Origin of the sequence: Mesorhizobium onobrychidis (assembly GCF_024707545.1) — a bacterium.
Classification (GTDB): Bacteria; Pseudomonadota; Alphaproteobacteria; order Rhizobiales; family Rhizobiaceae; genus Mesorhizobium; species Mesorhizobium onobrychidis.
The window spans coordinates 4,819,997-4,841,767 of the sequence record NZ_CP062229.1; the positions used below are offsets into that span (position 1 = coordinate 4,819,997).

The window sequence follows — 21,771 nt, forward strand, 5'->3', positions numbered from 1 at the left end:
GATCAAACCTTGGCGAGAGCCTGTTCCAGATCGGCGACGATGTCGTTGACATCCTCGATGCCGACCGAGAGCCTGACCGTATCCGGCCCAGCGCCGGCGGCGACCTTCTGTTCGTCGGACAGTTGCCGGTGCGTGGTTGATGCCGGATGGATGACCAGCGACTTGGTGTCGCCGACATTGGCAAGGTGCGAGAACAGTTCGAGCGCCTCGACGAATTTGATGCCCGCCGCATAGCCGCCCTTCAGGCCGAAGGTGAACACCGCACCGGCGCCAAGCGGCGAATATTTTTTCTGCAGCGCGTTGTTGTTGTCGCTGGGCAGGCCGGGATAGGACACCCAGACGATCTTTGGGTGGTTGGACAGCCAGCCGGCGACGGTGACCGCATTATCGCAATGGCGCTGCATCCTGAGCGGCAGGGTTTCCAGCCCGGTCAGAATCAGGAATGCATTGAAGGGCGAGATCGCCGGGCCCATGTCGCGCAGGCCAAGCACGCGCGCGGCAATGGCGAAAGCGAAATTGCCGAAGGTCTCGTGCAGGACGAGGCCGCCATATTCGGGGCGCGGCTCCGACAGCATCGGATATTTGCCGGATTTCGACCAGTCGAAGGTACCGCCGTCGACAATGGCGCCGCCGATCGAATTGCCATGGCCGCCGATGAACTTGGTCAGCGAATGCACGACAATGTCGGCGCCATGCTCGATCGGGCGCACCAGATAGGGCGAGGCCAGCGTGTTGTCGACGATCAGCGGCAGGCCGTGTTTCCGGGCGATGTCGCCGATCTTCTCGATGTCGACGAAGACGCCGCCCGGATTGGCTAGGCTCTCGATGAAGATCGCCTTGGTCTTTTCGTCGATCTGGCTTTCGAAGGTCGAGATGTCATTGGTGTCGGCCCAGCGTACCTGCCAGCCGAAATTCTTGAAGGCGTGGCCGAACTGGTTGATCGAGCCGCCGTAAAGCCTTGTCGCCGCGACGAAATTGTCGCCGGGCTGCATCAGATTATGGAAGACGAGCACCTGCGCGGCATGGCCCGACGCCACCGCCAGCCCCGCCGTGCCGCCTTCGAGCGCCGCGATACGCTCTTCCAGCACCGCCTGCGTCGGGTTCATGATCCGGGTATAGATGTTGCCGAAGGCTTTTAGCCCGAACAGCGAGGCAGCATGATCGGCGTCATCGAAGACAAAGGAAGTCGTCTGGTAGATCGGCGTGGCACGCGCGCCGGTCGCCGGATCGGGCTTGGCACCCGCATGGACGGCGAGCGTGTTGAAACCGGGCGTGCGGGTCATCGAATACCTCCCTTTTGAACCGTCTGAAAAACGCCGGGCATTCTTGGCCAAGCCCGGTCGCGAATGCAAAGGAGAAAATGCCCTTCGATGCACGTTCTGTGATCGAGGCACGAGAAAATGTTCCGATTGGCGGAATATTTCTTTGGCCTACTTCTGGCGGACGCCAAAACTCTGGAATCCCGGCCGCATCAGCGGCTTCTTCGACGACAGCACGCCTGAGTTGACGCCGGTCCAGCCGATTTCGCCCGACAGCTTGCCATACTCGATCTTGGGGCAGCGGTTCATCACCACCTTGATGCCGGCGGCCTCGGCGCGCGCCGCCGCCTCGTCGTGGCGTACGCCAAGCTGCATCCAGATGACTTTCGGCAACGGATCGAGTCGCAAGACCTCGTCGACGACGCCCGGCACTGCCGCGGAGCCGCGAAACACGTCGACCATGTCGATCGGCTCGGGAACATCGGCGAGCCTGGCATAGGTCATCCGGCCAAGGATTTCCTTGCCGGCCTGGCCGGGGTTGATCGGGAATACCGAAAACCCCTTGCCCAGCAGGTATTTCAGCACGAAGTAGCTCGGCCGCACATCGTTGGCGGACGCGCCGACCATGGCGATGGTCTTCACCGAATTGAGAATGCCGGCGATATAGGCATTGTCGTAGGCGTCGTGGTTCATGCCTCGTCCTCATACAGAGCTTCGGCGAGAAAACCATCCGGGTCGTTGCAGAAACTGCGCCAATCTGCGACCCGCGCTGGCTCGATCAGGATGCGCTTGAGATAGGGCGCCTTCAGTCACGTCAGTTGCTTGCGATATGCCATATGGCAGTGGTATCAGCCCGGCAGCGAGATGCTGCCGTCTTCCGCGATCGGAAAAGCCGGATTGTGCGCCACTTCCCAGACATGCCCTTCCGTGTCGGCGAAATAACCGTACCAGCCGCCCCAGAAGGCGCGGCCGGCCGGCTTGACGATACGACCGCCGGCCTTCTCGGCCATCGCAAGCACGTGATCGACTTCCGTGTCGGAGCGGGTGTTGTAGGCGAGGTAAATCGCCGACGGCGCCGTGCCGAAGGTGATGCCTGAATCCGCTTCGGCGCTTTCGCGCGGAAACAGCCCGAGAATGACGCAGCCCATCTGGAAGAAGGCGACGCCGTCGGTGATCCCGGCATGGCGGGTCAGGCCCATCGCCTCGTAGAAGCGCGTGGCGCGCTCGAGATCGTCGACGGCGATGGTGATGATGGAGATGCGGGGTTCCATATCTATTCGTCCGTCCATTCCGGCTTGCGCTTACCGATGAAGGCGCCGATGCCCTCTTCCGCGTCGCGCGCCAGCATGTTGTCGACCATGACCCGGCCAGTGTAGGCATAGGCCTCGGCCAGCCCCATCTCGGCCTGCGCGTAGAAAGCTTCCTTGCCGGTCTTCACGACCAAAGACGATTTGGCAGCAATGGTTTGCGCGTATTTGGTGACAATCTGATTCAGATATTCGCGCGGCACGACGCGATTGACCAGGCCGAATTCCTTGGCGGTCGCCGCATCGATCGTCTCGCCGGTCAAAAGCATCTCCATCGCGTGCTTGCGCGAGACGTTGCGCGACAGCGCCACCATCGGCGTCGAGCAGAACAGACCGATGTTGACGCCGGGCGTGCAGAAGGTCGCCTCGTGCGAGGCAATCGCCAGATCGCAGCTCGCCACCAGTTGCGCCCCGGCCGCCGTCGCCAGACCATCGACCTCGGCGATCACCGGCCTGGGATGGCGCACGATCGCCTGCATCAGTGCCGCGCAAGCGGAAAACGTCTCCTCGAAGAATGCCTTGCCACGATCGGCGTCGGCGCGGCGCGCGGTCATTTCCTTGAGGTCGTGTCCGGCGCAGAACACCTTTCCGGTCGCCGCCAGGATGATGACGCGGACGGATCTGTCTGGTTTCGCGCGGTCGAGCTCCGCCGTCAGCGCCGCCATCACCGCCAGCGACAGGGCATTGGCCGGCGGATTGGCGAGCGTGAGGCGGAGCACGCCCTTGTCCAGCCTCGCCACAACAGGACCTTCGGCAACAGCCGGCTTGATGGCGACGATTTCAGCCATGTCTCCAACCTCTTCATTGGCCAGCGGCATCGGATTCGCCGGCCATGGAACAAAAGAACTAGCACGCTGCCGATTGAAGAACAGCCTTGAGACGTGTTTTCTCGGCAGCGCGGCCTTAGCCAAGTGGCCTCGCCTTGAGACCGCCGGCCCCCACGGCGCCGTATATAGGAACCGCCTATGCCCGCCCAAAACAATCTCAAGCCGGTGCTGACCGCAGCACAAGTCAATGCGCTGATGGAAACGGTCTACCCGCAGCTCAACGACCAGTTCACCTTCTACGAGGCGATCGACGTGTTTCCGGGCGGCTGCACGGTGCGCCTGAATGCCGACGAGCGGCATTTGCGCCCCGGCGGAACCGTGTCGGGCCCGTCGCTGTTCACGCTGGCCGACATTGGCGGCTATGTCTGCGTGCTTTCGCATGCCGGGCCGGATGCGCTTTCGGTCACCACCAATCTCAACATCAATTTCGTCCGCAAAGCCGAGGCCGGACCGATCGACGGCCATTGCCGGATCCTGAAGCTGGGCAAGAGCCTGATGGTGTTCGAAATCGACATCGTCGCCGGACCGGGCGGACACACGGTAGCGCACGCCACGGGAACCTATTCGATCCCGCCGAAGCGGTTTGATGATGTGGTAAAATAATACCTTTCGCTCAAACCTTTGTTTTTACTGTGTTTTGCCTGCCTTGTTGGTTTTCACCAGCCTTGACGCGATAACCGCCCTCACCTATAAGCCCTCACAGAACAGCGGCCCGCAAAGGCCGCCGTTTTGTTATTGGCGGCGGGCGAGCGCTCTGCGTCATTCCAAGCAACAAGAAACGCCTTCCCTTGTCGATCGTGAATGGGGGAAGGTCCGAACCGAAAGCAACAATCCATGGCAACCTTCTCGCAGAAGCCTGCGGATGTGGTGAAGAAGTGGGTGCTGATCGACGCCGAGGGTCTCGTCGTCGGCCGTCTCGCCACTGTCATCGCCAATCATCTTCGCGGCAAGCACAAGCCCACTTTCACCCCGCATGTCGACGACGGCGACAATGTCATCGTCATCAATGCCGACAAGGTGGTGTTCACCGGCAAGAAATTCACCGACAAGGTCTATTACTGGCACACCGGCCACCCCGGCGGCATCAAGGAGCGCACCGCGCGCCAGCTGCTCGAGGGCCGTTTCCCCGAGCGTGTCGTCGAGAAGGCCGTCGAACGCATGATCCCGCGTGGCCCGCTCGGCCGTCGCCAGATGAAGAATCTCCGCGTCTATGCAGGCACGGAACATCCGCATGTCGCCCAGCAGCCCGTCACGCTCGACGTGGCCAAGCTGAACGCCAAGAACAAGAAGGTTTCGTAAAATGGCTGAGCTTTCCTCGCTCGCAGAACTCGGAACTGCCACCGGCAACACCAACACGCAGCCGGCGGCACCCGTCCATGTCCAGAAGCTCGACAAGTCGGGCCGCGCCTATGCCACCGGCAAGCGCAAGAACGCCATCGCGCGTGTCTGGGTGAAGCCCGGCTCCGGTAAGATCGTCGTCAACGACAAGGTGTTCGCCGAATATTTCGCGCGCCCGGTCCTGCAGATGATCCTCAACCAGCCGATCATCGCCGCCAACCGCGCCGGCCAGTACGACATCGTCGCCACGGTCATCGGCGGCGGCCTTTCCGGCCAGGCCGGTGCGGTGCGTCACGGCATCTCCAAGGCGCTGACCTATTACGAGCCGGCGCTGCGCGCCGTGCTCAAAAAGGGCGGCTTCCTGACCCGCGACAGCCGCGTCGTTGAGCGCAAGAAGTACGGCAAGGCGAAGGCCCGCCGCAGCTTCCAGTTCTCGAAGCGCTAAGCACTGCGCAGCTTCAGACATTCGAAAAGGCCGCCTCCGGGCGGCCTTTTCTTTTGGTGATTACTAACCTGGCCCAAATTCAAGACCGATCGGCCGGTACTTTGATGAAGTCGATAAACGCCCGCAGCGGCGCCGGCACGAGACGCCGGCCGGGATAATAGAGGAACGGCCCGGGGAAGCTCTGCCACCAAGGTTCGAGGACGGGTTCGAGCGCACCGCTCTCAAAGTAAGGGCGCAGCCAGTCCTCGAACAGGCTGACAATGCCGGTACCGGCGATAGCGGCATCGACGGCGAGATCGGCCGCTCCGCCCAGGGTCACGAGAAGCGGCCCCGTCGGATCGACCCGCACCACCTCGCCGGCACGCTCGAATTCCCACGGCGGCATCGCACCACTGGCGAAGCGGCCGCGCAGGCAGGCGTGACCGAGAAGGTCGCGCGGGTGTTCCGGCCGACCATGGCGGTCAAGGTAGGCAGGGCTGGCGGCGGTGGCAAAGCGCTGCAGGCGCGGTCCGATCGGCACCGCGATCATGTCCTGTTCCAGTCGCTCGTCGTAACGGATCCCGGCATCGCAGCCTGCCGCCAGTACGTCGACAAAGCTCTCCTCGGCGATCACCTCCAGCCGGATGCCGGGATAGGCAGCGAGAAACCCCGGGACGATGCTGGGCAGCACCAGCCGCGCCGCGCTGACCGGCACATTGAGGCGCAGCGTACCTGCCGGCCGGTCACGAAAACCGTTCACCACGTCAAGTGCTGCCTCGACCTCGTTCAGGGCCGGGCCGAGCCGCGCCAGCAAGCCGACACCCGCGTCGGTCAGCGCGACGCTGCGTGTCGTGCGATTGAACAGCCGGACGCCGAGTTGAGTCTCCAGCCGGCGCACCGCCTCGCTCAGACCCGACGCGCTGCCGCCGCTTGCACGAGCGCCCTCGCGAAAACCGCCGGCGCGCGCCACCGCCAGGAAGGCATTCAGATCACCAAGTTCGACATTCACTGTTCGCAATCCCGCACAACCCGTGCGGATTGTAGCGGATTATCAGGACAGCGCACAGCGGCTATTTCTGCTTCATCATCCGAAGGAGACAGGTCATGCCCAGCATCGACAAGTCAGGTACATTCACTCTTGGCGACCGCTCCGTGAAGCGGCTCGGCTATGGCGCCATGCAACTCGCCGGACCCGGCGTTTTCGGCCCGCCTAAGGATCATGACTCAGCCCTGGCCGTGCTGCGCGAAGCCGTCGCGCGTGGCGTCGACCATATCGACACCAGTGACTTCTACGGCCCACACGTCACCAACCGGCTCATCCGCGAAGCGCTCGCGCCCTATTCCGACGACCTCACCATCGTCACCAAGATCGGCGCCCGGCGCGGCGCCGATGGTTCATGGCTCCCCGCCTTCTCTCCCGAGGAGCTGACCCAGGCGGTGCACGACAATCTGCGCAATCTCCGGCTCGACGTGCTGGACGTGGTCAACCTCAGGATCATGTTCGACGCGCATGGCCCTGCCGAAGGGTCGATCGAGGCGCCGCTCACTGTGCTGGCCGAGCTGCAGCGGCAGGGTTTGGTGCGTCACATCGGGCTCAGCAATGTCACGTCAGCGCAGGTCGAAGAGGCGCGACGGATCGCCAAGATCGTCTGCGTGCAGAACCAATACAATCTGGCGCACAGGGGCGACGATGCCTTGATCGACAAACTCGGCAGCAACGGCATCGCCTATGTGCCGTTCTTTCCGCTCGGCGGCTTCAACCCGCTGCAGTCGTCTACCCTATCCGGCGTCGCTCAGCGCCTGGGCGCCAGGCCGATGCAGGTCGCGCTCGCCTGGCTGCTCGGTCGCGCGCCCAATATCCTGCTCATTCCCGGCACCTCGTCTGTCGCCCATCTCAGGGAGAACCTTGCCGCAGCCGAACTCGATCTGCCGGAGGATGCCGTCAGGGAACTGAACGGCGTGGCGATGGCTGCATGAGGATTGGCGAAAGCGGCAACGAGCCAATCTCCCCACTTGTGGGGGAGATCGGCAGCTTCAGCCACCACGTCTAGTTGATGCTCGCGGTGTTCGCCGGCTCCGCCGGTCGCGCCTCATCAGAATATGGCACGCGGTAGCCGTTTGCCGCCAGCCAGTCGATCGCCGCTTTCGGCTCGTCGGTCTGGATGATGGTGGCGCCGCGCTCGGCCCAGAAGCCGTACGTCTCGCGCGGCAGACTGGCGAGCACTGCCAACTCGTCGCCGCGACCGCCGGCAAGGAAGCCGCCCGGTTTGTTGACGATGGCGTAGGTATTGGCCCAGATGTGCCAGTCGCCCCTAATCGCCGCAGCGCGCATGCGGGGGCTGAACAGCGGACCGCCGGTGTCGGTCAACGTCTCCGCGCCGGCCCGCCAGTTGATCATCTCGACCGCGCGCGGCGAAAAGATCCCGCTGACTTTCTCGGCGAAGCCGGCATCTCGAACCGCGTCGTCGGCGATAATCGGCATGAACTGGAACCCACTGCCAATCGCACCCATGGCGGCCTTGACAGTGGTAATCCTGGCCGGGTTCCACAAGTTTTCCTTGACGATCACCTGTTCGGCCATGCCGAGGTCGCGCGCGACCGCGATCATGCCGGCCAGGCTGTCGACATCGAGCTTGTTGTCGATGTTGATGAGAATCCTGTCCTTGGTCGCCATCAGCATCTCGCGCAGCGTCGAAACCGGCTCATCGGTGACGGCGCCGGTGCCTTCGATCACCAGCCTGCAGGTTTTGAGTTCGGCTAGCGTGCGCTTGACCACCTCGCCCTTGCAGTTCGTCGTGCGGTCGAGCCAGCTGTCATGCATGACGATGAACTGGCCGTCCTTCGAGCGCCTGACGTCGACCTCGACGATTTCGGCACCAAGCGCGATCGATGCCTCGACGGCGGCGATCGAGTTCTCCGCATAGAGCGTCTTGCGGGCCTGCATGCTGCCGGCCCGGTGTGCCGCCACCATCACATGATCGCGCCACTGGTTGGCGTGTTCGAAACGGTCGAGAATCTGTCTGGCGCGTGTTTCGCCTGCCGATGCCGAGCCTGTGAAGAGCGCCAAGGCGGCGGAAAGCAGAAGATTCAACCAGATCGTTCGCATGAGAATCGCTCCGTACCGGATGGGACCCCGGTTAAGCGACGCACGTGACAGCCTAGTGAACGAAGCCGGCTTGGCAAACGCCGGAAGGTCAGGGCAATGCCGGCTAAAGCGACCGTTCTGCAATCTCGAACCATGAGGGGTAATCAGCAGGTCGCTGCAATCAGCTTGCCGCGATCGATGCTGCCGCCTAGCGGTCGGTGGGCCGGCTTGGCGCGCCCATATCTGTCCGCTCCGGGCCGCCACCCGTCCCATGAGGGGACCGCCATCTACTTTCGGTTGTATTTATGCTTACCTAGACAATTTCCGGGCTTGCCATGTGGGCTCACCTGGCAAGCAAGAATTTGTGACCGATCTCGAATGGCCATGGCCTCGGAAGGGGTCGCATTTCTGAGAATTATATCCAATAAGGTTGCGCCTCGACGCACAGGAGACCCTTCATGCCGAACACCAACATCGACCACGCCTTTACCGCCCGGGCCAGGACGGGCGCTTCCTTCGAGCCGACCTATGCCGGCGCGCTGTCGTTCATGCGGCGCAAATACACGAAGGACGTGAAGGGCGCGGACGCCGTGGTGTGGGGCATCCCCTTCGACGCCGCCGTCACCAACCGGCCGGGCGCGCGTTTCGGACCGCAAGCGATTCGCCGCGCCTCGACCATCCTCGACAACGACCCGCAGTATCCGTTTTCGCGCGATCTGTTCCAACAGCTTGCCGTGGTCGACTATGGCGATTGCCTGCTCGACAGCGGCAATCACCAGAAGACGCCGGGGACGATCGAGCGCGAGGCGGCAAAGATCCTGAAATCAGGCGCCTTCCTGCTATCGCTCGGCGGCGACCATTTCATCACCTGGCCGCTTCTCAAGGCGCATGCCGCCATCCACGGCCCGCTGGCTCTGGTGCAATTCGACGCCCACCAGGACACCTGGCCGGACGATGGCAAGCGCATCGATCACGGCTCCTTCGTCGGCCGTGCGGTCAAGGAGGGGATTATCGACCCCGACCGTTCGATCCAGATCGGCATCCGCACCCATGCGCCTGATACCTTCGGCATCAAGATCCTGTACGGCCACGAAGTCGAGGAAATGCGCGCGTCCGATATCGCCTATGCCATCGTCGACCGCACCGGCGGCAGGAAGGCCTATGTCACCTTCGACATCGATTGCCTGGACCCGGCCTTCGCGCCCGGCACCGGCACACCGGTCGCCGGCGGGCCGTCCTCGGCAAAAATCCTGTCGGTGCTGCGCCAGATCAATCAGGTCGATATCGTCGGCGCCGATGTCGTGGAGGTTGCGCCGGCCTATGATCACGCCGATATAACGGCAATTGCCGGGTCGACGGTGGCCATGCACTATCTCGGGCTCCTGGCGGAACGAAAGGCCCGGCTCGAAGAGCTGAACAGCGGCAATAACGTCGTTGCCGCATTGAATCAGGCAAGCGGCATATAGCTATCAGGAATCAAAGGCAGGCAATGAAACCGAAAATCTTCATCGACGGCGAGCACGGCACCACTGGTCTCCAGATAAGGGCGCTGCTTGCCGAGCGCGGCGACCTGGAGATCATCTCCATTCCGACCGAGCGCCGCAAGGAACCGGCAGCTAGAGCCGAGTTCCTCAACGCCGCTGATGTCGCGATCCTCTGCCTGCCGGACGCAGCCGCGAAAGAAAGCGTCTCGCTGATCACCAACGACACCACCAAGGTCATCGACGCCTCGACCGCGCATCGCGTGGCCGAAGGTTGGGAATATGGTTTCGCCGAAATGGACAAGGATCAGGCGAAGACAATCGCCAAGGCGAAGCGCGTCGCCAATCCGGGCTGCTGGCCGCAAGGCCCGATCGCGACGCTCAGGCCGCTGGTGGCGGCCGGGCTGTTGCCGCCGGACTTTCCAGTTACCGTCAACGGCATTTCGGGCTATTCGGGCGGCGGCCGGCCGATGATCGAGGACTATGTCGCCAAGGGCGAGGATGCGTCGGAATTCCTGCCCTACGGGCTGACCCTGCAGCACAAGCATGTGCCGGAGCTCAGGACCTATGCGAAGCTGTCGCATGATCCGATCATGCAGCCTGCGGTCGGCAATTTCGCGCAAGGCATGATTACCGTGGTGCCGCTGCAGCTCGGCGGCCTCGACTATGTGCCGACCGGCGCCGAGCTCCATGCGGCGATTGCCGACCATTTCGCCGCTATCGCTGGCGGCGTGGTCGAGGTGGCGCCCTATGTGCAACTTGAGCGCGTGCCGGAGATCGATCCCGAAATCTACAACGGCACCAACCGGATGAAGCTCTATGTCTTCGCCAACGACGACAGGGCCCAGGCGCTGCTGCTCGCCGTCTACGACAACCTCGGCAAGGGCGCCTCGGGTGCTGCCGTGCAGAACATGGATCTGATGCTCGGCCTCGAGCACTGAATGGACGCTCCTGCATTTCCAGAACGCTGGAAGGTCAACGCGCCAGAACCGATCGCCGAAACCTTCAGCAGCCGCATCTGGAAGGTTTTTCGCGCGGATGGCTCGCCGGCGATCGTCAAGGCCCTCAAACCTTTCGACGATGTCGAAGACGAGTTGCGCGGCGAGCATTTTCTCGCCTGGCGGCGCGGCGAAGGCGCGGTGCGGCTGCTCGGCCGCGACGGTCACTGCATGCTGCTCGAATATGCCGGCGAAACCTTGCTGTCACAGGTTCTCGCGGAGCAGGGAGACAATGCCGCCACAGCAATCGCGGCCGAAGTGATGGCAAGACTGTTCTCGCCATCTGACCACCCTGCCCCACCGGATCTGCAGCCGCTGCAGCTACGGTTTTCCAGTCTGTTCAACAAGGCGAAGATCGATCGCGACGCTCGCGAAAAGAGCCTCTACGTCGAAGCGGCTGCGACCGCGGAACGGCTGTTGGCCGATCCTGTCGACGTGCTGCCGCTGCATGGCGACCTGCATCACGACAACATCATGCTGGGGCCGCGCGGCTGGCTGGCGATCGATCCGAAGGGCGTTCTCGGCGATCCCGGCTTCGATGCGGCGAACATGTTCTACAACCCGCTCGACCGCGACGATCTTTGCCGTGATCCCCGGCGGATTGCCCACATCGCCGAGATCTTCGCCAAGACGCTCGGCCAAACGCCGCCAGCCATTCTGGATCATGCCATCGCCTATGGCTGCCTGTCGGCGTCATGGCATCACGAAGACGGCAATGCGATCGAGGAAAGCCGCGAATTATCCATTGCCACGGCGATCAGGACGGTGCGGCTCAGCCTCTGACGGCGATCTGGTTGGGCAGCGGATAAGCGCCCTTGGTGCCGCGCCAATGCGCTGCGGCGAAACCCAGCAGGACAAGCGCAAATGCCTGATGCATCAGCGCCATGTGCAGCGGCACGTGCATCAGCAGCGTGCCGATGCCGATCAAGGCCTGCGCCAGCACCAGCAGAAACAACAACGTCGCGCGGTGCGCATGCGTCGTGCCTGGCTGGCGGCGGTGCGTCGCGATCATGTGCCAAAGTGCTGCGACGAAGATCGTGTAGGCGCCGAGCCGGTGGATGAACTGAACCGTCTTCGGGCTCTCGAAGAAGTTGCGCCATGCCGGCTCGAGGATCAACAGATCGCCGGGGATAAGCTTGCCGTCCATCAGCGGCCAGGTGTTGTAGCTCAGGCCGGCATCGAGGCCGGCGACCAGCCCGCCGAGATAGATCTGGATCAGCGCCAGCAACACCAGAAAGCCGGCCAGACGCTGCGTCGAACGGTCGGCGGCGGGCGCGGAATGAGGGGCCAATCCACGCGCGACCACCATGGTCGCGGTGAAGATCAGCGCGGCCAGCGTCAGATGCGTTGCCAGCCGGTACTGGCTGACGGAGACCCGGTCGACCAGCCCGGACGCCACCATCCACCAGCCGATCGCGCCTTGCAGGCCGCCGAGAAGAAGAATGCCTGATAGTTTCGGTCCAAGACCACGTTCTATGCGGCGCGTCGCCCAGAAAAACACCAGCGGCACGGCGAAAACCAAGCCGACACCGCGCGCCAGGATCCGGTGCACCCATTCCCACCAGAAAATCGATTTGAACGCTTCGATGCTCATGCCCTTGTTGAGCTCGGCATATTGCGGGATCTGCTGGTAGCGCTGGAACTCCTCCTGCCATTCTGCGTCGTTGAGCGGCGGGATGATGCCGTGGATCGGCTTCCATTCGGTGATCGACAAGCCGGACTCGGTGAGCCTGGTGGCGCCGCCGACCAGCACCAGTACGAACAGCACAAGAACCACGGCGTAGAGCCAGCCGCGCACCAGCGCCCGGTTGCGCAGGTCGCGGTCGCGGGCCACGAAAGGCGCGGCAGCTGATATGGCAGCCATAGGCTTGTCCCGGCAGGTTGCAGTCGCGGATTGGTGAACCATCGCAACTCAGCTGGCAAGACCGGACAGCGCGGCACGCCGTCGCGCCGCTTCTTGCGGGTTGCGTGCCTCTTCCGTTGGGCCTAAGCGATAGCAATCAACGGGATCGCGAAATGCCCATTCGCCTGAAGAAGCTGATCGGAACATTCCTGCTGGTGGCGCTGGTCATCGTCTATGCATTGGTCGCATCGATCGTGGCGGTCGCCCAACTGGCGGAATCGGGACCGTGGGCGCATTTCCTGTTCTTCCTGCTCAGCGGCATGCTCTGGGTGCTGCCGGCTATGGGCATCATCAAATGGCTGATCCTGGAGCCCCCGCGGCCGAAGAACTGAGGCTCGCTCGCCGCCGCTAGATGGTGAAAGCCTGACGCTTTCTACCCGACGTGTAGGGCAGCTCAGGGTGGTTTTCTGCCTTCCGTGTCGCCGATCGGAACGCGCAGGCAGCGCCAGAAGCGGCTGTTCAGTTGACAAACATCCAACGGCGGGAGTCGACGCACCCCGGCCGCTCACCAATGCCCTTGCTCTAGCACCCTTGCCGCTGGCTGCATAAAACGTCGCTGATTGGCCGTCCCGTTAGACCTCCTCTAGGGCGCACGTACGAGAAGGTGGGCTGGCATAGGCTCCGTTCATCAACCGAAGATCGCTTTTTTGCACCCGGTTTCAAAATTGCGGTTCAGCAAGGCAGAATTTTTGAACGCCAGAACTGCCATTCGCTCTTAGCTCGGAACGGCTGACGCCGACCATCGCGTGGTGAGGTCGACAGCGCATTGGAGCGATATCAGCTTGGACAGTCGCCAACTTCACCTTCGACAGGAAGGAAGAAACGTCGCCGTTCGCAGGCGGTCAGTTCGCGTGGAACAATCCCACGTGCGTAGTCAATGAGGTCCAGAGGTGTTTGGAACGCGCGAATTATTCGGACGCTATCATCACCGGACACGATTGCGATCCTCGTTCCATCGGAATTGAAAGCCGCCCGCATCAGCGCCGGTCGGTTGGCCTCGTCCTCAAGGCTGGCAGGCACTGCGATCTCGCGCCCCGACTGCGCCGCCCAGAGCCTGACCGTGCGATCCTGAGACGACGTCGTCACGACATACAAACCGTTAGGACTGATTTGCGCGCTGTCCACTGCGCCGCTGTGACCCCTGAGAACGACCTTTTCTGTTCCTACCGGAACGCTCCAGATTCGAACGGTCCCATCGCGTGAGGCAGTTAGGAGAGACTGACCGTCCTGGCTGAACGCGACTGCTGTCAGCTCGTCGCTGTGGCCCTTCAGCGTCGCGACACTGTTTCCGTCCTTGATCGACCAGATCCGCGCGGTGCGGTCGAGTGAACCCGTGACAACCAGTTGGCCGTCTGGACTGAAAGCGGCCGCGGTGATTCGGTTCTGATGCCCGATGAGAACCTTGAATTCAGTTCCGTCCGTCTTCAAAAGGTGGGCAGCGTTGTCGTCCGTCGCGGTAAGGACGAGATCCCCGTCCCGGCCGAAAATCGCCTGTGGCAACTTCCCGCTTGTCTTGATGGTGGCCAGTTCGGCGCCGCTTGCCGCGTCCCACAACTGTGCGGTACCGTGAGCCGAACCCGTCGCTAACAGGTCTCCCTTGGGACTAAATTGAACTTGAAGTAGCCCCTCACGAGATTTGAGCTGCGCGACCTCGCGTCTGCTTGCAACGTCCCAAACAAGAACTCGGCCCCCAAGAGATGCGGTTGCAACGCGACTTCCATCAGGGCTGAACGTCGCACTTTGGATAGTTTCGTGTGTGTCAAGCTCGGCTATCTGACGTCCGCTTACAACCTCCCACAGGTGCGCTGCGCTATCCCCACCTCCTGTCAAAAGGTGCACATTATCGGGACTAAAGACCGCAAAGGTCGGCGGATATTCATGGGACAGCGCAGTTGTCAGAACCCCGTCGATATCCCAGAGCCGAGCGGTGCGATCGTGCGATGCAGTGAGAAGAATGCTGTTGTTAACTGGGCTGAATTCCACGTGCTCGACCAAGGCGTCATGGCCGATGATGGTGGTGAGCAGCGACGTGCGCTCGACATCCCAAATACGAACCGTGCCGTTGAGGGAAGCGGCAGCCAAGAACCGATCGTCTTGGCTGAAGACGCTGTTCATCTCCTGATCGCGCTCATCCGGGCCCAGGTAACTTAGTTTGAGCCCCGAGGACTCCTGGCCGAGCACGCCAAGCAAATTACCCGAGATTCCGTCCCAGAGTCGTGCGCTACCATCGAGTGATACCGTCGCAATTCGACGGCCGTCGTGACTGAACATTACGCCTTGCAACTGTGTGTCGCTCTTGTGACCGGCCAATTTCGCAATTTCCATGCCTTTCGACACGTCCCAAAGATGCGAAAGGAAAGGGTATGAAATTGGGCCCCACGAGCTTATCAGGATCCGGCTTCCGTCCGGGCTGAATGCGACGCTGTACGGCCAAGCGTTAACCCGCAGAGTCCGGTTCAGTTTGCCATCTTCCGCATTCCAGATAAGAACGGAGCGTTGATCGCGTTGTGCGATTGCGAAGCTCTGGCCATCGGGACTAAAGCTAGCCAGGGAGCTTCCACGTCTCTCTACACTTAGGATTTTCCTTCCGGTTTGAGCGTCCCAGAGTGATGCATCGCTGTTCTCCCCCGCTGTCAGCACGCGGGTGCCGTTTGGGCTGAAAATCGCCGTAGGAAAATTGCCGACCGGCTGAAGTAAAAAGAGCTGCTCCCCTGAGGTGGCGCTCCACATGCGCGCGGTGCCATCTCTAGCAACTGTAATGACGCGGCTTCCGTCCGGGCTGAACTCGGCTCTCTCAACGGCGCCTTGGTGGCCCTTCAGAACCGCAGTCTCGGTACCATTCAGGGCGTCCCAAATGCGTGCCGTCGCGTCATGCGATGAGGTGACAATGCGGTCGCCGGTCCGATTGAAGGCTGCATGTGTCACACTGGCGTCTTGGTGGAAGATCCTCGTTTGACGATGCGCTAGCAAAGCCTTGTAAAGCGCGGCCTCCGCATCAACGATGTACGGGCGTCTGTGTTCAGATGTGCCCGTCGGCAGCGCTTCGAGCGCCAGCAAAACCGCGGCCTCAGTATTACCGCTCGTTGCGGTTTGCTGCGAAAGAAACGCAAGCGAAAGAGACTGGTTGCGCAGCGCCTGGTCGCGCGCCTCAAGGGCCTTCCTCTCGGCCGACCTGGCCTTGTCCGCGCTCATTTGCGCCAGCACCGCCTGCCGCATTGCTTCCTGCTGTCCTCTGAACCCAATGAATGCGCCTGCTCCAGCCAAGAGAGCCAACACCGTCGCGACAATGGCCGCATAGCGCGTACGTCGTGCCAGCTGTATCGCAGCAGTTGCTGCCAGATCCCGACGCTCAGCTTCTCCCGCGAGCCGGTCGGCCTCGCGCTCCAAGCGTTCGCGTCTTGCTACTTCAGCAGCCTCGATCAGTGCCCGCTCTGCTTGCCGGTCCTTCTCCTCTCTCTCCTTCTGGGCACGTGAGGACGCCTCGATGTATTCAACGACTTGATCGTCGACTTCCTGGCGTCTCGATAGCAGCAATTCCTCGCCCTCGGCGAGACGCTTGCCGGACGGCAGCAAAAGATCGCGGTTCTTGTTGTCTGAGTGCCATCGATGGGCGTCAGCCTTGAGCCGAGCCCGCGTCTCGAGGAAGCTCCTATTCGCGTTGACAATGTCGCTGGCGCGCGGCCAGCGGCTGAGCAGCGCTTCATGGGCCACGCGGACGAAGACATGGCCCGCGGCATCTTCATCACTGACGAGGAGCCGGGCGGCGATCAGCGCATCGACGAGAGCCACTCGTGCCGGCTTTCCAGCCACTTCGCTGAGCAGGACTGGACTTGCCGTAACAGTTTCATCGCCCGGACGCACCGTGGTGAGAGCACGCAGCACCGCCGGCAATGCCTCCTGGATGTCGGGCGGGAGCGCGTCGACGACTTCATCGGCGCGGCGCGCGATCGCCCCTTCGAGGCCGCCAAGCGCACGATACGCAGCAAAGGTGAGGATCCGGCGCTCCCGGCCTACCTCGTACAGCGCATCGAGAACGAATTCGAGAAGCGGCAACGATCCGGGATCGGCGGCTGCCGCGTCCTGCAGCACATCATCGAGCCGCCCCAGATCGGCGCGCTCCTCGAAGCGGAGTGCGGCAGCACGAGCCGGCTCGCGAATGATCTGGGCGATCTCAGGGCTCGTCGGCGGCAAGAGCTCATAGCTGCCGAGGCCGTCCTTCAGCGCCGAGAAGCCTCGGACTTCGCCGCAGCGGTGAAAGAAATCCGACCGGATCGTCGCAATCACCCAGACCAGTCCGCTGCCGGCGAACGCCGCCAAGAGCCGCACAAGCCCTTCGCGCGACGCCGGTTCCTTCTCCGTCGTGAACAGCTCCTCTGTCTGATCGATGGCGATCAGCAATCGTATTTGCGAAGGGACCGAGCCAGCGGCGGTGGCTGCTTTGCCGAGTGCCTGGCGGATCAGAGTCAGCGCGCGATCGGGAGCGCTTCGACAGAGTTGAGTCAGCTCTGCCGCTGTCAGTTCGAGAGCCAACTCGGGCAAGGCACCTTCGCGAAGCAGTCCCGCGGTCAACGAGGCGACAGCATCAGGCCCTTCGGACGGGCGGATCAGGCAACGGCGCCACAAACTGATGCCTACCACTGCGCCGGGTCGGGTGATTGAAGGCATCAGCCCCGCGCGCAGAAGAGAAGACTTGCCGGAGCCGCTCATCCCGTAGATGAGCAAAAATGCTTTGCCGTTGGCTGCCAGCTGCTCCAGCCTTTCGGTGCAAGCAGTGATCGCCCGCGCTCTGCCGAAAAAGAGGTCGGCGTTTTCAAATTCGAAGACGTCGAGACCGCGAAAAGGCGACCTGACCTGTTCCTCCGAAGCGAGGGGTACACGATAGACGTGCACAGGCCGGGCGATATTCTTCACCTTGTGCTCGCCAAGATCGATGAAATCGAGCGAAAGCCGATCGCGAGCCTGCGCATAGATCGCCTCGGAGACACATATTCCGCCCGGCCGTGATAACGGTTCCAAACGCGCGGCGACGTTGACGCCGTCGCCCATGAGGTTGTCACCCTCTACGACGACATCGCCGAGGTTGATACCGATGCGAAATCGCAGGCGGCCTGGCTCGGGGAGGTCGGCGTTCTGTCTATCGATTTCCAACTGGATTTCGGTGGCACACCGCAGCGCCTCGACAGGGCTTGCGAACTCCGCGATGACACTGTCTCCGGCGCTGCCGAACACCCGTCCCTCATGGTGCACAATCAGCCGGTCAATGATCTGGCGATAGGCTCTCAGGGTCGCAAGAGTACCTTCCTCATCCCTGCCTATCAGCCGGCTGTAGCCGACCACATCGGCTGCAAGGATGGCAGCCATTCTACGCTGAACGCGATCCACGGCCATAGCCAGCTCCCGCAATCCTGAAGCATCCTAAAGGAAATGGCGGCCGATGAGGAGGGAGCACCAAGCTTACCCGAAGGACGGCGTTGGCAATTATTCCTTTTGACCTCAACGCACAGTTTCCGCCATTGTAGCGGAGAAATCCAACCCCAGTCGGTTCTGCCACTACCAGCATAATTCTAGTTTTATTGATCGTCCATTGGACCTCCATCCCGTGGCGCACTTGCGACAACGGGACACCGGCATAAGTCCCGCCTATCGACCGAAGATCGCGTTTTCGCACACGGCTTCAAAATTGCCATTCGCAAACGACGGGGTTTGACCTGACCCGGACTTCCAAGGTGGTTCCACGGAACGGCAGCTAGGGGTCACGACGTTCCCTTGACCTCCCATCAGGGATGGTCCGCAAAGGGTCGGTTCTTGCCGTCCACGGGTAAGTTGCGCGGGCGACCATGTAATTTCCGAAGAAAAAAGCCCGACAAAGGGTCGCTTACTACGAACGAATATGCCGGTGTCTCCGCCTCAATTTGGTACGATGGCTCCAAGCTCACCTTCTGGCGCCGCAGCATGAATGAATTTATGGCCCTTGAATTCGCGGGTGATACGAACAAGCTGCTGGATGAACTGACCGATAAGTATAAGTTCGAAATTCCACTTGCCGACCTCCTCTACTCGGACGTGAGCAAGGCCCTCGCGAAAACAGCCACCAGATCTCGTTTGAGAGCCGATGGCGCGGATTGGCAGCTCTGGGTCGAAGCGGGCTCGACCCTCGTTCCCCGCCGCTTCGCCGACAACTTGGCGGACGCTACCACGTCGATGCCAGTCAACAAGCCGGCAATTACCGATCAAGTATGATGACGCGGCGCCGGTAGTTTCCATAGTGGCCTGAATTAAAACTGCGACATTTTCCGGCATCATTCAGCTTGGGCGAGCATGGACGCCCGCTGGCGTAATATTCTCCGTAGTACCTGTCGCCGTCGTACCTGTCAGCGTAGTCAGCCGGTCGATTGAAAACCGCCAATTGAGCATCGAAAGCACCCTTGAGCCATGATCACTGGCGGATAACTGCGCGATGACTTTCCCAATCGTAGCCCAAAACGACAAAGCGCGAGCAAGACCCGAAGACGTGAAACGCGGTGGCAAGGCAAAAGAAGACAAATTTCTGTTGCACGCTGAACGATGAGCACACATCAAGTTCCCCGCGGCCACAAGCGAAAGATTTGGCAAGAAGCGCTAAAGGCATTTCCATCTTCGTTGAACGACTGTACCTTAGCCGATGCCGTAGGGCCGTACTCATGAAACTGCTCCCCATCTTACGCAGTTTTGGTCCGTGATGGTCCTGTGCGTGAAGGCAGAGGAGGGGACATGATCCGGCAGCTTACGTCCTCGGAACGCCAGCGCGGCGCAGCTATCGCGCTCGCCGTGGTGATCACTGGAGCGGCGATGGCAGCCCTGGGACGTTCGGACACGCTTGGTGTCCAGGGCGTTATCGTAATGCTGTTCGCAGGCGGATTGCTCTACGGAGTGCTGTCCTCGTTCTACGAGCCGGAGCCGACGGAGGACCGGGAGGCGTCGTATTACGACGATCCGATCAAAGTCGGCATTGTGCTTTCGATGGCCTGGGCTGTATTCGGCATGTTCATGGGCGTTTGGGTGGCCGCACAGCTCGCGTGGCCCGACCTTGCCTTCGATGCGGCGTGGTCCAGCTTCGGGCGGCTGAGGCCTGCGCACACCTCCGGCGTCATCTTCGGGTTCGGCGGAAATGCCTTAATCGCGACCTCGTTCCACGTCGTCCAGCGCACGTCTCGTGCACGGCTTGCTGGGCAGATCAGCCCGTGGTTCGTGCTTCTCGGCTTCAATCTGTTCTGCGTTCTGGCCATTTCCGGCTATCTGCTAGGCGTCACCCAGTCGAAGGAATACGCGGAAGCCGAGTGGTATGCCGACTTGTGGCTGGTGATCGTGTGGGTGACCTACTTCATCCTCTACATCGCTACGATCGCGCGACGGAAGGAGCCGCACATCTACGTCGCCAACTGGTACTTCATGGCGTTCATCCTGGTCGTCGCGATCCTCCACATCGTGAACAACCTCGCCGTTCCCGTCTCATGGGGGCACGCCAAGAGCTACACGATCTGGCCGGGCGTCCAGGATGCGATGGTCCAGTGGTGGTATGGCCACAACGCGGTCGCCTTCTTCCTGACTGCGGGCTTCCTCGGCATGCTCTACTACTACCTGCCCGTCAGGGCGCAGCGACCGATCTTCTCCTATCGCCTGTCGATCCTGAGCTTCTGGGGCATCACCTTCTTCTACATGTGGGCGGGTTCGCACCACCTGCACTACACCGCGCTTCCGCACTGGGTGCAGACGCTCGGCATGACGTTCTCGGTGATGCTGCTCGTGCCGTCCTGGGCTTCAGCAGGCAACGCGCTTCTGACCCTCAATGGCGCATGGCACAAGGTGCGCGACGACGCTACGCTGCGCTTCATGATGGCCGCCGTGGTATTCTATGGCCTTTCGACCTTCGAGGGCTCGTTCCTCGCCATCCGGCCGGTGAACTCGCTGTCTCACTATACCGACTGGACCGTCGGGCACGTTCACGCAGGCGCCCTTGGCTGGGTCGCGCTGATCACCTTCGGCTCGCTTTATACGCTCGTGCCCAGCCTCTGGAAGCGCGAGCGCATGTACTCGGCGACCCTCGTCGAGGTGCACTTCTGGCTGGCGATTGCCGGAACGCTGATTTACGCCTTCGCGATGTGGAATTCAGGCATCATCCAGGGGCTGATGTGGCGGACCTACACGGAAGACGGCGCGCTCGCCTATTCCTTCGTCGACTCGCTGGTGGCGATGTACCCCTATTACATCGCCCGCGCCTTCGGTGGCCTGCTCTTCCTGCTGGGCGCGGTAGTGGGCTGCTATAATATGTGGATGACGGTCCGGTCCGCGCCGCTCGCTGCGCCGCGCGAAGCAGACGTGCCCGTAATCCCGGCGACCCTCCCGGGGGAATGACAGATGCCTGAACTCTTCCACCGCAAGCTCGAGCGTTCTGCCATCTGGTTCGTTATCGCAATCATCGCGGCCGCGAGTGTCGGCGGCATCGTCGAGATCGCGCCCCTGTTCACCATCGATGAGACGGTGGAAGAAGCTCCGGACATGCGGATGTACACCCCGCTGGAGCTCGCCGGGCGCAACATCTATATCCGCGAGGGCTGCTACGCCTGCCATAGCCAGATGATCCGGACACTCCGGGACGAGGTGGAGCGCTATGGGCCCTACTCGCTCGCCGTAGAGTCCCGGTATGACCGCCCGATGCTCTGGGGGTCCAAGCGGACGGGACCGGATCTCGCCCGTGTCGGCGGCAAGTATTCCGACTTCTGGCACGTCGCGCACCTGACGAACCCTCGTGACGTGGTCCCGGAGTCGAACATGCCCGCCTACCGCTGGTTGGCCCGTACGTCTCTGAAGATTGAAGACCTGCCCTTGCACCTGGCGGCGCAGCGGGCGCTCGGCGTACCCTACACGGACGAGATGCTGGAGAACGCGGCGCGCGACGCCTATGGCCAGGCGACTCCGGACACGGACTTCGCCGCAGGCGTCACTGAGCGTTACGGCGAGGAGACCCAGGTAAGCGCGTTCGACGGAGTGACGACCGACGTCACCGAGATGGACGCACTGGTGGCCTATCTCCAGGTCCTGGGGCGACTGACGGCAGCAGCGTACGGGAATACCGCGGCCCCTGAAGAAGAGCCGGACCCGGAAGGCTAATG

At 62.0% G+C, this 21,771-nt stretch carries 19 protein-coding genes; 11 read left to right on the forward strand and 8 right to left on the reverse strand.

Annotated features, from left to right (window positions below):
- Positions 1–2 precede the first annotated feature (2 nt).
- The 4 genes from IHQ72_RS24010 to IHQ72_RS24025 all read right to left on the reverse strand — a co-directional run bounded on the left by IHQ72_RS24010 (position 3) and on the right by IHQ72_RS24025 (position 3,354).
- Entirely contained in the window at positions 3–1,283 is a 1,281-nt protein-coding gene (locus tag IHQ72_RS24010) for an O-acetylhomoserine aminocarboxypropyltransferase (protein ID WP_258117694.1), read from the reverse strand.
- Between the two features lie 147 nt (positions 1,284–1,430).
- Positions 1,431–1,952 (reverse strand): CoA-binding protein, encoded by a 522-nt coding sequence (locus IHQ72_RS24015; protein ID WP_258117695.1) that lies wholly within the window; start codon positions 1,950–1,952, stop codon positions 1,431–1,433.
- A gap of 155 nt (positions 1,953–2,107) precedes the next feature.
- A complete protein-coding gene (locus IHQ72_RS24020; RefSeq protein ID WP_258117697.1) occupies positions 2,108–2,530 on the reverse strand; it encodes a VOC family protein in 423 nt (140 codons plus the stop codon).
- Between the two features lie 2 nt (positions 2,531–2,532).
- Entirely contained in the window at positions 2,533–3,354 is an 822-nt protein-coding gene (locus IHQ72_RS24025; RefSeq protein ID WP_258123918.1) for an enoyl-CoA hydratase, read from the reverse strand.
- A 177-nt stretch (positions 3,355–3,531) separates the two neighbouring features.
- Between IHQ72_RS24025 and IHQ72_RS24030 the strand changes: the two genes are divergently transcribed.
- The 3 genes from IHQ72_RS24030 (at position 3,532) to rpsI (ending at position 5,176) form a co-directional block, all read left to right on the forward strand.
- Positions 3,532–3,996 carry a PaaI family thioesterase gene (locus tag IHQ72_RS24030; RefSeq protein ID WP_258117699.1) on the forward strand — a complete coding sequence of 155 codons (465 nt, stop codon included), beginning with the start codon at positions 3,532–3,534 and terminating at the stop codon, positions 3,994–3,996.
- 231 nt (positions 3,997–4,227) lie between these two features.
- Positions 4,228–4,692 carry a 50S ribosomal protein L13 gene (gene rplM / locus IHQ72_RS24035; RefSeq protein WP_023798353.1) on the forward strand — a complete coding sequence of 155 codons (465 nt, stop codon included), beginning with the start codon at positions 4,228–4,230 and terminating at the stop codon, positions 4,690–4,692.
- A gap of 1 nt (position 4,693) precedes the next feature.
- Positions 4,694–5,176: a 30S ribosomal protein S9 gene (gene rpsI, locus IHQ72_RS24040; protein WP_023717316.1), complete on the forward strand. Its 483-nt coding sequence runs from the start codon at positions 4,694–4,696 to the stop codon at positions 5,174–5,176.
- A gap of 79 nt (positions 5,177–5,255) precedes the next feature.
- On the opposite strand, the gene IHQ72_RS24045 is transcribed toward rpsI, so the two are convergent.
- Positions 5,256–6,164: a LysR family transcriptional regulator gene (locus tag IHQ72_RS24045; RefSeq protein ID WP_258117704.1), complete on the reverse strand. Its 909-nt coding sequence runs from the start codon at positions 6,162–6,164 to the stop codon at positions 5,256–5,258.
- A 95-nt stretch (positions 6,165–6,259) separates the two neighbouring features.
- Here IHQ72_RS24045 and IHQ72_RS24050 point away from each other — a divergent pair, with 95 nt between their 5' ends.
- Positions 6,260–7,132: an aldo/keto reductase family oxidoreductase gene (locus IHQ72_RS24050; protein ID WP_258117705.1), complete on the forward strand. Its 873-nt coding sequence runs from the start codon at positions 6,260–6,262 to the stop codon at positions 7,130–7,132.
- Between the two features lie 70 nt (positions 7,133–7,202).
- On the opposite strand, the gene IHQ72_RS24055 is transcribed toward IHQ72_RS24050, so the two are convergent.
- Complete coding sequence (locus IHQ72_RS24055; RefSeq protein WP_258117706.1) at positions 7,203–8,261, reverse strand: glycerophosphodiester phosphodiesterase family protein; 1,059 nt, start codon at positions 8,259–8,261, stop codon at positions 7,203–7,205.
- A gap of 437 nt (positions 8,262–8,698) precedes the next feature.
- On the opposite strand from IHQ72_RS24055, the gene speB reads away from it, so the two are divergent.
- The 3 genes from speB to IHQ72_RS24070 are packed head-to-tail and all read left to right on the forward strand — an operon-like array spanning position 8,699 to position 11,502.
- Positions 8,699–9,706 carry an agmatinase gene (speB, locus tag IHQ72_RS24060; protein ID WP_258117707.1) on the forward strand — a complete coding sequence of 336 codons (1,008 nt, stop codon included), beginning with the start codon at positions 8,699–8,701 and terminating at the stop codon, positions 9,704–9,706.
- Between the two features lie 23 nt (positions 9,707–9,729).
- On the forward strand, positions 9,730–10,662 hold the full coding sequence (argC, locus tag IHQ72_RS24065) for an N-acetyl-gamma-glutamyl-phosphate reductase (RefSeq protein ID WP_258117708.1): 933 nt from the start codon (positions 9,730–9,732) through the stop codon (positions 10,660–10,662).
- Positions 10,663–11,502: an aminoglycoside phosphotransferase family protein gene (locus IHQ72_RS24070; RefSeq protein ID WP_258117710.1), complete on the forward strand. Its 840-nt coding sequence runs from the start codon at positions 10,663–10,665 to the stop codon at positions 11,500–11,502.
- Here IHQ72_RS24070 and IHQ72_RS24075 read toward each other — a convergent pair.
- Positions 11,492–12,583 (reverse strand): COX15/CtaA family protein, encoded by a 1,092-nt coding sequence (locus tag IHQ72_RS24075; RefSeq protein WP_258117712.1) that lies wholly within the window; start codon positions 12,581–12,583, stop codon positions 11,492–11,494. The two genes, IHQ72_RS24070 and IHQ72_RS24075, sit on opposite strands and share 11 nt — an antisense overlap.
- Before the next feature lie 152 nt (positions 12,584–12,735).
- On the opposite strand from IHQ72_RS24075, the gene IHQ72_RS24080 reads away from it, so the two are divergent.
- Positions 12,736–12,954, forward strand: a complete 219-nt coding sequence (locus tag IHQ72_RS24080; RefSeq protein WP_029353452.1) for a DUF2842 domain-containing protein — start codon at positions 12,736–12,738, stop codon at positions 12,952–12,954.
- A gap of 445 nt (positions 12,955–13,399) precedes the next feature.
- Here the strand turns inward: IHQ72_RS24080 and IHQ72_RS24085 are convergent, their stop codons facing one another.
- Entirely contained in the window at positions 13,400–18,010 is a 4,611-nt protein-coding gene (locus IHQ72_RS24085; RefSeq protein ID WP_258117715.1) for an nSTAND1 domain-containing NTPase, read from the reverse strand.
- Between the two features lie 435 nt (positions 18,011–18,445).
- On the opposite strand from IHQ72_RS24085, the gene IHQ72_RS24090 reads away from it, so the two are divergent.
- From IHQ72_RS24090 to ccoO, 3 genes are all read left to right on the forward strand, one after another.
- The gene (locus IHQ72_RS24090; RefSeq protein ID WP_258123919.1) at positions 18,446–18,862 is read left to right on the forward strand and encodes a DUF2092 domain-containing protein; all 417 of its coding nucleotides are present in this window, start codon (positions 18,446–18,448) and stop codon (positions 18,860–18,862) included.
- Positions 18,863–19,375: 513 nt separating this feature from the next.
- Entirely contained in the window at positions 19,376–21,013 is a 1,638-nt protein-coding gene (gene ccoN / locus IHQ72_RS24095; RefSeq protein ID WP_258123920.1) for a cytochrome-c oxidase, cbb3-type subunit I, read from the forward strand.
- A gap of 3 nt (positions 21,014–21,016) precedes the next feature.
- On the forward strand, positions 21,017–21,769 hold the full coding sequence (gene ccoO, locus IHQ72_RS24100; RefSeq protein WP_123148489.1) for a cytochrome-c oxidase, cbb3-type subunit II: 753 nt from the start codon (positions 21,017–21,019) through the stop codon (positions 21,767–21,769).
- Positions 21,770–21,771: the final 2 nt, after the last annotated feature.

Coding starts and splice junctions, on each gene's coding strand:
- IHQ72_RS24010 (WP_258117694.1), bottom strand. CDS start 1,283: ATGACCCGCACGCCCGGTTTCAACACGCTCGCCGTCCATGCGGGTGCC.
- IHQ72_RS24015 (WP_258117695.1), bottom strand. CDS start 1,952: ATGAACCACGACGCCTACGACAATGCCTATATCGCCGGCATTCTCAAT.
- IHQ72_RS24020 (WP_258117697.1), bottom strand. CDS start 2,530: ATGGAACCCCGCATCTCCATCATCACCATCGCCGTCGACGATCTCGAG.
- IHQ72_RS24025 (WP_258123918.1), bottom strand. CDS start 3,354: ATGGCTGAAATCGTCGCCATCAAGCCGGCTGTTGCCGAAGGTCCTGTT.
- IHQ72_RS24030 (WP_258117699.1), top strand. CDS start 3,532: ATGCCCGCCCAAAACAATCTCAAGCCGGTGCTGACCGCAGCACAAGTC.
- rplM (WP_023798353.1), top strand. CDS start 4,228: ATGGCAACCTTCTCGCAGAAGCCTGCGGATGTGGTGAAGAAGTGGGTG.
- rpsI (WP_023717316.1), top strand. CDS start 4,694: ATGGCTGAGCTTTCCTCGCTCGCAGAACTCGGAACTGCCACCGGCAAC.
- IHQ72_RS24050 (WP_258117705.1), top strand. CDS start 6,260: ATGCCCAGCATCGACAAGTCAGGTACATTCACTCTTGGCGACCGCTCC.
- IHQ72_RS24055 (WP_258117706.1), bottom strand. CDS start 8,261: ATGCGAACGATCTGGTTGAATCTTCTGCTTTCCGCCGCCTTGGCGCTC.
- speB (WP_258117707.1), top strand. CDS start 8,699: ATGCCGAACACCAACATCGACCACGCCTTTACCGCCCGGGCCAGGACG.
- argC (WP_258117708.1), top strand. CDS start 9,730: ATGAAACCGAAAATCTTCATCGACGGCGAGCACGGCACCACTGGTCTC.
- IHQ72_RS24070 (WP_258117710.1), top strand. CDS start 10,663: ATGGACGCTCCTGCATTTCCAGAACGCTGGAAGGTCAACGCGCCAGAA.
- IHQ72_RS24075 (WP_258117712.1), bottom strand. CDS start 12,583: ATGGCTGCCATATCAGCTGCCGCGCCTTTCGTGGCCCGCGACCGCGAC.
- IHQ72_RS24080 (WP_029353452.1), top strand. CDS start 12,736: ATGCCCATTCGCCTGAAGAAGCTGATCGGAACATTCCTGCTGGTGGCG.
- IHQ72_RS24085 (WP_258117715.1), bottom strand. CDS start 18,010: ATGGCCGTGGATCGCGTTCAGCGTAGAATGGCTGCCATCCTTGCAGCC.
- ccoO (WP_123148489.1), top strand. CDS start 21,017: ATGCCTGAACTCTTCCACCGCAAGCTCGAGCGTTCTGCCATCTGGTTC.